General features: G+C 60.0%; 14 protein-coding genes. 7 read left to right on the top strand and 7 right to left on the bottom strand.

Translation table 11 applies throughout. The annotated features are described in order from the left end of the window. Nucleotides 1-20: 20 nt before the first annotated feature. Genes PQU95_RS13875 through PQU95_RS13855 form a run of 5 tightly spaced genes read right to left on the bottom strand, consistent with a single transcriptional unit; the run spans nt 21 to nt 3,494 of the window. Nucleotides 21-506, bottom strand: coding sequence for a CvpA family protein (locus tag PQU95_RS13875; protein ID WP_272752557.1), 486 nt, complete (start codon nt 504-506; stop codon nt 21-23). Then, nucleotides 503-1,387 carry an SPOR domain-containing protein gene (locus tag PQU95_RS13870; protein WP_272752556.1) on the bottom strand — a complete coding sequence of 295 codons (885 nt, stop codon included), beginning with the start codon at nt 1,385-1,387 and terminating at the stop codon, nt 503-505. Before PQU95_RS13870 ends, PQU95_RS13875 begins: the two co-directional genes overlap by 4 nt. A 9-nt stretch (nt 1,388-1,396) precedes the next feature. Continuing rightward, a complete protein-coding gene (folC, locus tag PQU95_RS13865; RefSeq protein WP_272752555.1) occupies nt 1,397-2,686 on the bottom strand; it encodes a bifunctional tetrahydrofolate synthase/dihydrofolate synthase in 1,290 nt (429 codons plus the stop codon). 3 nt (nt 2,687-2,689) lie between these two features. Further along, nucleotides 2,690-3,124 carry a protein YgfX gene (locus PQU95_RS13860; protein WP_272752554.1) on the bottom strand — a complete coding sequence of 145 codons (435 nt, stop codon included), beginning with the start codon at nt 3,122-3,124 and terminating at the stop codon, nt 2,690-2,692. 13 nt (nt 3,125-3,137) lie between these two features. After that, nucleotides 3,138-3,494, bottom strand: coding sequence for a hypothetical protein (locus PQU95_RS13855; RefSeq protein WP_272752553.1), 357 nt, complete (start codon nt 3,492-3,494; stop codon nt 3,138-3,140). 146 nt (nt 3,495-3,640) lie between these two features. Between PQU95_RS13855 and PQU95_RS13850 the strand changes: the two genes are divergently transcribed. From PQU95_RS13850 to PQU95_RS13820, 7 genes are all read left to right on the top strand, one after another. Further along, nucleotides 3,641-5,560 carry an ATP-binding cassette domain-containing protein gene (locus PQU95_RS13850; RefSeq protein WP_272752552.1) on the top strand — a complete coding sequence of 640 codons (1,920 nt, stop codon included), beginning with the start codon at nt 3,641-3,643 and terminating at the stop codon, nt 5,558-5,560. Then, the gene (locus tag PQU95_RS13845) at nt 5,557-6,099 is read left to right on the top strand and encodes a C40 family peptidase (RefSeq protein WP_272752551.1); all 543 of its coding nucleotides are present in this window, start codon (nt 5,557-5,559) and stop codon (nt 6,097-6,099) included. The genes PQU95_RS13850 and PQU95_RS13845 overlap by 4 nt, the downstream gene beginning before the upstream one ends. Before the next feature lie 3 nt (nt 6,100-6,102). Then, the gene (locus PQU95_RS13840; protein ID WP_272752550.1) at nt 6,103-6,681 is read left to right on the top strand and encodes a hypothetical protein; all 579 of its coding nucleotides are present in this window, start codon (nt 6,103-6,105) and stop codon (nt 6,679-6,681) included. 133 nt (nt 6,682-6,814) lie between these two features. After that, entirely contained in the window at nt 6,815-7,366 is a 552-nt protein-coding gene (locus PQU95_RS13835; protein ID WP_272752549.1) for a TRAP transporter small permease subunit, read from the top strand. Next, a complete protein-coding gene (locus tag PQU95_RS13830) occupies nt 7,363-8,856 on the top strand; it encodes a TRAP transporter large permease (protein WP_272752548.1) in 1,494 nt (497 codons plus the stop codon). The genes PQU95_RS13835 and PQU95_RS13830 overlap by 4 nt, the downstream gene beginning before the upstream one ends. Before the next feature lie 139 nt (nt 8,857-8,995). After that, on the top strand, nt 8,996-10,084 hold the full coding sequence (locus PQU95_RS13825) for a TRAP transporter substrate-binding protein (RefSeq protein ID WP_272752547.1): 1,089 nt from the start codon (nt 8,996-8,998) through the stop codon (nt 10,082-10,084). Between the two features lie 88 nt (nt 10,085-10,172). After that, entirely contained in the window at nt 10,173-10,445 is a 273-nt protein-coding gene (locus PQU95_RS13820; RefSeq protein ID WP_147692928.1) for a hypothetical protein, read from the top strand. On the opposite strand, the gene PQU95_RS13815 is transcribed toward PQU95_RS13820, so the two are convergent. After that, nucleotides 10,442-10,804, bottom strand: coding sequence for a cupin domain-containing protein (locus PQU95_RS13815; RefSeq protein WP_272752546.1), 363 nt, complete (start codon nt 10,802-10,804; stop codon nt 10,442-10,444). The genes PQU95_RS13820 and PQU95_RS13815 overlap by 4 nt on opposite strands. 73 nt (nt 10,805-10,877) lie before the next feature. Then, entirely contained in the window at nt 10,878-12,266 is a 1,389-nt protein-coding gene (locus tag PQU95_RS13810; RefSeq protein ID WP_272752545.1) for a sodium-dependent transporter, read from the bottom strand. Nucleotides 12,267-12,363 lie beyond the last annotated feature (97 nt).

Genomic DNA, 12,363 nt, shown 5'->3' with positions numbered 1-12,363 from the left:
CATCACCCCTCTATAGCAAACTAAGTAAACTTCATTTTCTGTGCCAGCGTATCAGGCAGCCACGGCTTGGCAGCTACAGCAACAGCCTGAAACGGCGACACCAACAGGGCACCTTGCCAGGCTGGCGACTGCGGCAAGCTACTGAGCCCACCCAGAATCATCACCACCGTCACCAGCAACATACCCCTTATCAAGCCGAATACCGCACCAAAAAAACGGTTTACCCCACCCAGCCCTACTGCATCCAGCATGACCGTGAGCGAGGCACGCAACACACCCGCCAACAACCACACGCCGAGCAATAGCAGCAAAAATGCAGCCACCAGACGCAGCCCGTCACCCGGCAAGGGCATGAACTCTGCCACAGATGGCGACAAGCTGCGCGCTGCCCAGAACGCGATCAGCCAGGAAAACAGCGACAGCACCTCGGCGGCCAAACCGCGAAACAGCGACAACATGATAGAACCGGCAATCAGCGCCAGGATCAGGTAGTCCAGCCAGGTCATTCCGCCCCCACCACAATGCCGGTCACCCCGGCCTTGCTAAGGCGTCGCATGGCGGTGTCTGCCTCTTCCCGCGACTTGAACGGACCCACGCGCACGCGGGTGACCTCACCCTTGCTGGTTTGTACCTTGCTGAAACGGGCGCTGACGCCGGCTGCGGCCAACCTGCTGCGCAAAGCATCCACTTTTTGCGGGTCGGACAGCGCCGCCAGCTGGATGCTGAATTTCTTGCCTGGCACGACATCCGCCGCATTGTCTTTTGCAGGCTTGGCCGGCTCGGCATGGGCTGATTCGCGGCCTTCCAGGATGGCCATCGGGTCGGCGGCTTTTTTCTCTGCGGCAGGCTTGGGCTTCATGTCCTTTGCCGGCTCTTTGACCACAGGCTTGGGCTCGACTTTGATTTCGGCCTTGACCTCAGCCTTGGGCTTGGCCTGCGGCTTAGGCTCTACAGCCAGCTCAGGCTTGGGCAATGGCTTGACCTCGGGCTTCACTTCCGGCTTGGCAGCAGGCGCCACAGCTGGCGCAGGCGCAATGACGGCTGGCACCGGCGGTGCCACAGGCGGCTTGGCCAGCACCACTGGCGGCTTGGCCACCGGCGGCGACGCCACTTCCGGCTCATCCGGCGGCAAGGTGGCCAGCAAGTCGGTCACCGGCTGCGACGCCACCACGGGTTCTGCCGGCGGCGCCACCACGGCGGCTGGCTGCGAGGCTGCCTGCAGGCCGGTGATATCCACCGCCTCCGGCTTCATGGCCTGCTCCGGCAAGGCATCCACCACATTCCACAGTACGGCTGTCGACAAGCTCACCATCACGATAGCGCCCACCAGGCGGCGGCGCGCCCGTTTGCGCAGCAACAGCAGTTCGTCATGGGTGGAAAGTGCCATCAGGTGTCCTTATGATGCGCGGTGAAGGCGATGCTCCATCACCTCGGCCACGGTGTGGAATGAGCCAAATACAACAATTCTATCATTCTCGCCGGCCTGAGATAAGGCGGCATCCCAGGCCAAAGGTACCGTTTCGTAACGGCTTACCCCTCTGACACCCAAGGCTTCCAGCTCGCTGGCGATATCATCGGCACTGCGGCCGCGCGGCATGTCCAGCCCGCCCACCAGCCACACATCAAATTCGTCTTTCAGCAAGCCCACCACGGCAGCCATATCCTTATCGGCCAGCATGGAAAACACGGCGATGCGCTGGCTGGCAAACGCCATGCGCTTCAAGCTATCCGCCAGGGCTCGCGCAGCATGCGGATTGTGCCCAACGTCAAGAATGGTCAGCGGGCGGCCAGGCAATACCTGGAAGCGCCCCGGCCAGTCCACCTCCAGCAAACCGCGCTTGATCGCACCGATACCCACAGGCAGCCACGCCTTCACCGCTTCCAGCGCAGCCAATGCAGCAGCTGCATTCACCATCTGGTACTCACCACGCAGGGCCGGAATAGGCAGCGCGTGCTTGTGCACATCGCCCATATGGAAAGACCACTGGTTATCCATACGTGTGATGCCAAAGTCGCGCCCTACCAGCTTGAGCTCGGCCCCCAGTTGTGCCGCGTGGTCCAGCAAGCTTTGCGGCGGGTTGGGGTCGGCACAGATGGCAACCTTGCCGGCACGGAAAATACCGGCTTTTTCAAAGCCCACCAGCTCGCGCGTATCACCCAGGTAAGCCTGGTGATCCAGATCCACGCTCACCACCACCGAAACGGCAGGCTCGAAAATGTTCACCGCATCCAGGCGGCCGCCCAGCCCTACTTCCAGCACAGCCACGTCAACGCCTTCGGCCATGAAGGTGTGCATGGCGGCCAAGGTACCAAACTCGAAATAGCTCAACGAGGTATCAGCACGCGCATCGTTAATGGCAGCAAAGCTGTCCACAATGCGCTGGTCTGCCACCGGCTGCATATCGATGGCGATACGTTCGTTGTAGCGGATGATATGCGGCGAGGTATACGTACCCACCTTGAAACCACCACGACTGAGCATGGTGGACAGCATGGCGCACACCGAGCCCTTGCCATTGGTGCCGCCAACGATGATCACTGGAAAATCAGGCTGCAAACCCATGGCATCCCGCACAGCCGACACCCTGGCCAAGCCCATATCAATAGCCGAAGTGTGCAGACCTTCCTGATACTGCAGCCACGTTTGCAGGCTACTGTCACGATGCGGTGGGGTATTCGTACTCATTCTCTACTCTTCTTCTGCAAGGTTGGCCGCTGCCGTGCGGCACCACTGCACGTACACACGCAGCGCCCGGTGCGTGTCTGCCGGCACGGCGTCTCGCCACACCAGCAGGGTCAGATCTTTCTTGTCGGCCGTTCTGCCACGCAACACCACCAGCCAGGGTAGCGCCACACTGGCGGGCAACACGGCCACCCGCAACAGCTGCAGATGGCAGGCACCACGGGCATCTACCGAAAAACTGCCGCGCCGCCCGGCCATGCCGCTACTGCGCAGCAGTGACACACTGGCCATGGCACCGCATAACAGCAGCACCAGCTGCGACTGCCTATCCAGCACGCCTAGCGCCGCCAGCAAAGCCAGCCACATTAGCAGCAGTACCCCGCAAGCCAGCCTGCTGGTAGCCAGCGTGGCCGCAAACGGCGGAATGTGCGTGCGGTGCATCAACCGCTACAAATCAGGCCGGGTCAAGCGGCGAGTTCATGATGTCGGCGTCCACGGTATCCAGCAGCGTGGAGTGGATCTCGACATCAAACCATTCCCAGAACGTTTTCAGCGAGCGGTCTTGCGGCCACAGCGACTCGTCCTCGTACCAGGAGGCCAGCTCCAGGCGGAACAGCTGCTCGAAAATCTCGTCCACATGCGCCACGGCCTCTTCCGGCTCGTCGAACTCCGGCAGCAGGATCACGGTACTGTCGGCGCGCAGTGCATCCAGTGTCAGCTCGATCATGTCGTTGTCCGGCACAGCGTTCAGCCACGCCAGAAACGGGGCTTTGGGTTTGATGACGGCTACCGATCGGTCAACAAAATACATGGCGAATCCTTTCACAGATACCTGCCGGCAGGCAGGCTTCGAGTTGGCGCGCATTGTAGCAGCCACAAGGCGGCAGGCGAAGGGCAAACACGTGCTCATGCTACAATTGCCGCCATTGCAATTGCCCCGTACACCCCGAATACATTATGGCCCTGATTACCGTAGATAACGCTTGCCTCGCCTTCGGGCACCACGCCCTGCTGGATAAAGTGGATTTCTCGCTGGAAAGCGGCGAGGTCGTCGGCCTGATCGGCCGCAATGGTGCCGGCAAGTCATCGTTACTGAAAGCCATTGCCGGCACCGTCAAGCTGGACGATGGCCGCATCATCCAGCAAAGCGATATCAAGGTAGCCTACGTACCGCAAGAGCCGGTATTTACCGACGGGCACACCGTATTCGAAGCCGTCGCCGAAGGCCTGGGCGCGCTCAAAGCCCTGCTCACCGACTACCACCACCTGACGCAGCAGCTGTCGGACCCTGCGGCCAACCATGAAGACGTGCTGGCACGCATGACCGATATCCAGCACGCGCTGGAAGCCCACGACGGCTGGCAGTTCGACGCCCTGATCAGCACCACCCTGTCCCACCTGGGCCTGAATGCCGACACGCTGGTGAGCGAGCTGTCCGGTGGCTGGAAAAAGCGTGTTGCCCTGGCGCGCGCGCTAGCCTCGCGCCCCGACGTGCTGCTACTGGATGAACCCACCAACCACCTGGACATGAGCGCCATCGAGTGGCTGGAAGGCCTGATCAAGAATTTTGCCGGCAGCGTGCTGCTGATCACCCACGACCGCCGCTTCCTGGACAACATCGCCACCCGCATCATCGAGCTGGATCGCGGCCTGCTGCGCAGCTACCCGGGTAGCTTTGGCGCCTACCAGGTGCGCAAAGCCGAAGAACTGGCCGTAGAAGAAGAACAGAACCGCATCTTCGACAAATTCCACGCCCAGGAAGAGGTGTGGATCCGCAAAGGCATCGAGGCGCGCCGCACCCGCAACGAGGGTCGTGTGCGCCGTCTGGAAGAAATCCGCCGCCAGCGCGCCTCCCGCCGCGAACGCGTGGGCCAGGTGAACTTCCAGCTGGACGCCGGCGAGCGCTCCGGCAAGCTGGTGGCCGAGCTGGAGCACGTCAGCAAGGGTTTTGAAGGCCGCACGCTGATCAAGCACTTTACCAGCCGCATTTTGCGCGGCGACAAAATCGGCCTGATTGGCCCCAACGGTGCGGGCAAGACCACGCTGCTCAAGCTGATCCTGGGCGAGCTGGAAGCCGACAGCGGCAGCATCAAGCGCGGCAGCAAGCTGGAAGTGGCCTACTTCGACCAGTTCCGCACCCAGCTGGACGAAGAAACCAGCGTGGCCGACATCATCAGCCAGGGTAACGACTTTGTAGACATCTGCGGCCAGAAAAAGCACGTGATGAGCTACCTGGAAGACTTCCTGTTCTCGCCGCAGCGCGCGCGCAGCCCGGTACGCTCGCTGTCCGGTGGCGAGCGTAACCGCCTGCTACTGGCCCGCCTGTTTACCCGCCCAGCCAACGTACTGGTGCTGGATGAACCCACCAACGACCTGGACATCGACACCCTGGAGCTGCTGGAAGAGCTGATCGAGCAGTACACCGGCACCGTATTTGTGGTGAGCCACGACCGCGCCTTTCTGGACAACGTCGTCACCCAGGTCATTGCGTTTGAAGGCGAAGGCCGGCTGGAAGAATACCCGGGCGGCTACCAGGACTGGGTAGATACCAAGGCGCGTATGGCCGCCATGAAGCAGGAAGCTCCGGCGCGCAAAGACAATCATGCGGCCAACCTGGACGCCAAGCCGGAACGTGACCGTAGCGCCCGCACGCAAAAGCTCAGCTTTAACGAAAAACGCGAGCTGGAACGCCTGCCACAAGAGATCGCCGACCTGGAAAACGAACAAGCCCAGCTGAACGAAAAACTGCTAGACCCCAACGCCTACCGCAGCGCCCCGCTGGAAGCACGCGGCTGGCAAGCACGCATTGAGGAAATCGACCTGCTGCTACTGGAAAAACTGGAACGCTGGGAAGCACTGGAGGCCAAGCAGGCATGATGAAACGCACCATCCTCGCGCAGCTAGCCAGCCGCCAGGGACTGGTGCTACTGGCCACGGCGCTGGCGCTGGCGGGCTGTGCCAGCGCCCCGCCCGCCCCGAAAAAGCCCCCTAAAACCGCCAGCCGCCCCGGTGTGAGCCTGGCTGGCCTGCAAGCTGATGGCGCCGGCCGCGAGATATTGATGTATAGCCTGAGCCTGCTGGACATCGACTACAAATTTGGCGGCAGCAACCCGGAAGCCGGGCTGGACTGCAGCGGCATGGTGGCCTACATCTACCAGAACGCCGCCAAGGTAAAACTGCCGCACAATGCCGCCCAGATCGCCAGCCTGGCTCGCCCTATCGACAATAGCCGCATGCGTGTGGGCGATCTGGTGTTCTTCAATACACTGGGCAAACCGTTTTCGCACATGGGCATTTATATTGGTGACGGCAAATTCATCCATGCGCCACGCAGCAATAGCGTGATCCGTGTTGACCGCCTGGATAACAGCTATTTTGCCGCCCGCTACGAAGGCGCGCGCACCCTGTTCGACTAAGCCATGTGGCACCAGCACTGGCAAAACTGGCAAAACTGGCAACGCTACCGGCCGCACCTGCACCGCGACGGCATCAGCCTGCCCGCCGCCTTGCTGCTCAAACAGCTGAAAAGCTGGCTAGACAACGACGATCTCATCATCGAAGACCTGCTACTGGACGAACACGGTGCGGTTTTCTGGTTGCGGATACAACACCCGGCCCCCACCATCCTGCAGCTGCACTGCCGGCCCGAAACCGCTGCCGCAGGCAGCGACAGCTTGCGCCTGCACTACCACCTGCAAGCTGATGACAGCCAGCCCAGCTTACGCGGGCACCTGCTGGGCAAAGCGGCCAGCCTGGCCGCCAACAGCGGCATGGCCACACACCTGCTGCAAAAGTTGGCCGCACCACTGCCCTGGCTGGCCATAGACCAGCAATACCTCACCCTGCACTGGCACGACATCCCCGCCATACAGCGCTGGCTGAACGCTACCGTTCTGGGCTACCAGCCGTTGACGGGCTGGCGCATCGCCGCCATCCATACCCGGCACGACTGGCTGCGGCTACAGCTAAAGCGTCGCCAGCCCGGCAACCAAGGGTAATCCCCTACCCACTTGTACTTTGCAAGCGCCACGCCCTGTGCTTTGATAGCAGCAACCGAAAAACGGTAGCAGCCTTGGAGAAGGCTGATAAAAAGCAGCTAAAGCTGTAAAAACACTACACAGGAGAAAACCAGTGCATTCACTGCTTGCCTTGTCGCGTCTGATAGACGCGGTCAACGCACGCATGGGCCAGGCTGCGTCATGGCTTGTGCTTGTTGTCGTGCTCATCAGCGCCGGAAACGCTGTCGTTCGCAAAGCGTTCGACATCAGCTCCAACGGCTTTCTAGAAATCCAGTGGTACCTGTTCTCGGCAGTTTTCCTGCTGGCTGCGGCCTACACCCTGCAAAAGAACGAACACATCCGTATCGACTTGCTGGCCAGCAAACTATCCAAGCGTGGCCAGGCCATCATCGACATTATCGGCACCCTGCTGTTCCTGATGCCGGTATGCATCATCCTGATCATGTACGGCTGGCCGCTGTTTGAAAAAGCCTGGGTAAGCGGCGAAATGTCGTCCGACGCCGGCGGCCTGATCCGTTGGCCGGTATTCCTGCTGATTCCAGTGGGCTTTTCGCTGCTGTTGGCACAGGGCCTGTCCGAAGTCATCAAGCGCGTCGCCTTCCTGCAGGGCCTGATTGCCGACCCTAGCGAAAAAAACACTGACGTACACAAGGAGCCGGTATGAGCCTCGACATGCTAGCCCCCATCATGTTCTGTTCGCTGATCGGCTTTTTGCTGATCGGCTACCCGGTAGCCTTTGCCCTGGGCGCCGTCGGCCTGCTGTTCAGCTGGATTGGTATCCACTTTGAACTGCTGCGCCCCGAGCTGCTGCAAGCCCTGCCCAACCAGGTATACGACATCATGCGGAACGATACGCTACTGGCGATACCGTTCTTCACCTTCATGGGCTTGATACTGGAACGTTCCGGCATGGCAGAAGACATGCTTGATACCATCGGCCAGCTGTTTGGCTCGGTGCGCGGCGGCCTGGCCTACGCGGTGATCTTTGTCGGCGCCCTGCTGGCGGCCACCACCGGCGTAGTGGCCGCGTCGGTGATCTCCATGGGCCTGATCTCGCTGCCCATCATGCTGCGCTACGGCTACGACACGCGCATCGCTACCGGCGTCATTGCTGCATCCGGCACCCTGGCACAGATCATCCCGCCATCGCTGGTACTGATCGTGCTGGCCGACCAGCTGGGCACCTCGGTAGGTGATATGTACGCCGGCGCCATGGCGCCTGGCCTGCTGCTGTGCCTGTTCTACGCCCTGTTCATTTTCATGGTCACGCTGTTCAAACCACAGTGGGCACCGGCACTACCGCCTGAAGCACGCACACTGCGCGGCCTGCAGCTGGCCAAGCGCGTAGTACTGGTGATGATTCCGCCACTGTTGCTGATCTTCCTGGTACTGGGCACCATCTTCCTGGGCATCGCCACCCCGACCGAAGGCGGCGCCATGGGCGCAGTGGGTGCCATCATCCTGGCACTGATGAACAAACGCCTGGACATGAAGCTGCTGCAACAGGCGATGGACTCCACCGTCAAGCTGTCTACCTTTGTGGTGTTCATCCTAATCGGTGCCCGCGTGTTCCGTATCGCCTTCCTGGGCGTGAACGGCGACCAATGGGTGGAGCACCTGCTGACCGGCTTGCCAGGTGGCGCTACCGGCTTCCTGATCGTCGTGAACATCATGGTGTTCTTCCTGGCGTTCTTCCTGGACTTCTTCGAGATCGCCTTCATTCTGGTACCACTGCTGGCCCCGGTAGCCCAGAGCCTGGATATCAACCTGATCTGGTTTGGCGTGATCCTGGGAGTGAACATGCAGACCTCCTTCATGCACCCGCCGTTTGGTTTTGCGCTGTTCTACCTGCGCAGCGTGGCACCCAAAGAAGTCAAGAGCACGCAAATCTACTGGGGTGCCGTACCTTACGTGCTGATCCAGATGGTGATGGTAGGCTTGCTGATTGCCTTCCCGAAACTGGTCACCGGCTCGCTGCATGAAGAAGTGAAAACCAATGCCGAAGACGCTGCCGCCATCATGCAACAGATGGACAACACACCGTCGGCCGAGCTGCCAGCCGACATTCCGGCAGCTGATGCGTCGGCCAGTGAAGCATCGGCACCGGATAGCAGCCAGTCCGACGACCTGCTCAAAGAGCTGACAGGCAAATAAACCACACAAAATGAGGCGACAGATGTCATGTCGCCTCCATCGAAACAAGCTGCTGGACATCGTATCCGGCAGCACATAGATTTTCAGGCAAACCACAAAGCCTGAGAGCACAGCAGTAAACAACACTAAGGAGATCACTGTGGAAAGACGCTCGTTCCTGAAGAAAGCCGGTGCAGCCGGCCTGGCCACCGCTGCAGTCGCCGCACCCGCCATGGCGGCCGACAGCCCTACCGTACGCTGGCGCCTGGCCTCCAGCTTCCCGAAAAGCCTGGAGACCATCTATGGTGCAGCTGAGCAGCTGGGCAAACGCGTGGCCGAGCTGACTGGCGGCAAGTTCCAGATCCGCAGCTTCCCGGGCGGCGAAATCGTGCCGGGCACCCAGGTGCTGGACGCGGTACAGAACGGCACCGTAGAGTGTGGCCATACCTGCAGCTACTACTATGTAGGCAAGAACAAGGCATTCGCCTTTGATACCACCCTGCCTTTCGGCCTGACCTCGCGCCAGCAAAACGCCTGGCTGTACTACGGTGGCGGCATGGCGCTGATGCGCGAGTTCTTTGCCAAGTACAATGTGGTGAACTTCCCGGGCGGCAACACCGGCACCCAGATGGGTGGCTGGTTCCGCAAAGAAGTGAAATCCCTGGCCGACCTCAAAGGCCTGAAAATGCGTATTCCGGGCTTTGGTGGCGAAATCATGGCGGCCTTGGGCGCGGTACCACAGACGCTGGCCGGTGGTGACATCTACCCGGCCCTGGAAAAAGGCACCATCGACGCAACCGAGTGGGTAGGCCCGTACGATGACGAAAAACTGGGCTTCTACAAAGTAGCCAAGCACTACTACTACCCGGGTTTCTGGGAGCCGGGCCCGAACGTATCGTTCTATGTATCCAAGAAAGAATGGGACAAACTGCCAGCTGACTACAAAGCGGCATTCGAAGCAGCCGCTGCCGAGGCCAACCTCAGCATGCAAGCCGAATACGACGCCAAGAACCCGGTAGCGCTGGTGAGCCTGCTGCAAAAAGGCACCAAACTGCACCAGTACCCAGCCGACATCATGCAGGCCGCACAGAAAACCGCCTTCGAGCTGTACGAGAAGGAAGCCGCCACCAACCCGGATTTCAAGAAAATCTATACCGAGTGGAAAAAGTTCCGCACCTTGCAGCACGGCTGGTTCAACCTGGCCGAGAACAAGATGGAAAACTTCATGTATGCCAACAAGGTGAAGTAAACCTTGAGCAAAAAAAGCCGCGCACTGCGCGGCTTTTTTCATTTGTCTTATACTGAATGGCACCCCCCGGCAGATAAAGGAGCACCCTATGCGCAAGCTTATCCTGGTTCTGTGGCCATCCTTCCTGACTGCACTGCTGGCCACCACCTGCTTTTTCTCGGTATTCGACCCCTACGAGCTGGCATTGCACGGCAAGCAGCTATTCCGTGACGAGCTCAGCGCTTACTCGGTTTTCTTTCTGCTAGCCTGGTTTTTTGGCGGGCTAAACGGCCTGATCCTGCTACAGCTGAACAAACCCGCCAGAGACATCAACGGCTTTGACACCCCGCCGGTCGACCCGGACGCTTACCAGCGCGACTAGGCTACCGGCACCGTCACGATCACATAATACTTGCGCACCGGCTCCAGCACGCGAAACTCGCCGCGAAAGCCAGCCGGAATCACCGCCGCCTCACCGGGGCCAAATGTCTCGGCGTGGCCGGCCTCATTCGTCAGGCACACGCAGCCACTGATCACGGCAAAGAATTCGTGCTTGTTATCGGCAAAGGCAATACGCCAGGCCCCGGTCTCGCACGACCAGATACCGGCAGCGCACGCGCTGTCTGCACTGTCATACACCGGCCAGGTATGCCGCAGCGGGTTACCTGTCACAAGGCGCTGCGGGTTCGGTCTGTCTTGTTGCGGCACGCAATGCTGCTCGCTGACACGCATAATATTCATGCTATCTCCCGGAATAAACAAAAAGGTTGGCCGCACATTGCGGCCAACCTTTGGCTAGCTGGCAACACAAACGTTACAGCAAACCCAAACCCTTGAGCATCACCAGCAAGATCAGCAGCGGGGTAACAAACTTCAACAGCACATACAAACCCGCCACCACCTTGCCATTGGCCAGACGACCATCATTACTCAGTGCTGCGGCCATATTGTGCTTGCCCCACACCCAGGCCACAAACAGGCAGATGAAGATCCCGCCCAGCGGCATCAGGATATACGACGAGATGTAGTCAAACAGGTCGAAGAAGGTCATGCCGAACGGTTTGACATCGGCCAGCAAGCTATTGGACAGCGCGCAGGTAGCCCCAATCAGCGCCAGCAGCAGCAGGTTGACCAGCGTGGCTTTCTTGCGCGATACACCCAGACGGCCCGCCATGACCGATACAGGCACCTCCAGAATGGACAACATCGCCCCGGTAGCCGCTACAGCAGCCAACACAAAGAACAGCACCATGAACAGGTGGCCCATCGGCATGCTGGCAAACACGGCCGGAATGGTGATGAACAGCAAAGACGGGCCCGCCTCCGGCTTGAAGCCGAAGCTGAACACCGCCGGGAAAATGGCGATACCCGCCAGCATGGAAACAAACAGGTCAGCACTCATCACACGCAATGTGGTGGCAGGAACATTCTGGTCGTCACGGAAGTAGCTGCCATAAGTCATCATGGTACCCATGCCAATGGACAGCTTGAAGAAAGCCAAGCCCATGGCCACCAGCACCACCTCGCCGGTGATCTTGCTCCAGTCCGGGGTAAACAGGAAAGACAAGCCAGCCATAGCCCCTGGCAGCATCAGACTGCGCGCACAAATGACCAACAGCAGCAAAAACAGCACCGGCATCAGTTTTTTGGTGACCGCCTCGATACCTTTGGCCACCCCCATCAGCAAAATGCCGCCGATCATCAACAGCACGGCCCATTGCCACAATAGCGACTGCAGCGGGTCGCTAATCAGCGCGCCAAATGCTGCCGACGTCACCGCCGGGTCGCTGGACAGGATATCGCCGCGCAATGCCTTGAACACATAGGCAAATACCCACGCAGCCACTTCGGAATAGAACGACATGATCAGAAATGCAGCGATCACGCCAAAACCACCAATCAGCCACCACGGCTGGCCTGCGGGGGCCAGCGTACGCAGGGTAGTCACCGCATCGGCCTTGGCCTTACGGCCCAGCATGATTTCGGCAATCATCACCGGCAGGCCGACCAGCAAGGTAGCCAGCACATACACCACCAGGAAGCTGGCACCACCATTGGCACCGGTAACGTAGGGAAACTTCCAGATATTGCCCAGCCCCACTGCGGAGCCCAGCGTTGCGGCCAACACGCCAAAGCTGGAGGTGAAGGCGTCCCGGCTATTGCCCGCAGTCTGTGGCGCTGCGGGTCTTGTATCGTTCTTCATATGCTGTCCAACGTCAAAACCAATAACAAACCCGCCCTGCTTGTGACAGGGCGGGTACTCGGCCCCTTATCGGGAGCCGCGATTCTGAGGCTGGACG

The sequence above is a fragment of the Vogesella aquatica genome (assembly GCF_028548455.1).
Taxonomy (GTDB): domain Bacteria; phylum Pseudomonadota; class Gammaproteobacteria; order Burkholderiales; family Chromobacteriaceae; genus Vogesella; species Vogesella aquatica.
This window is presented reverse-complemented; position numbering and strand designations above follow the sequence as displayed.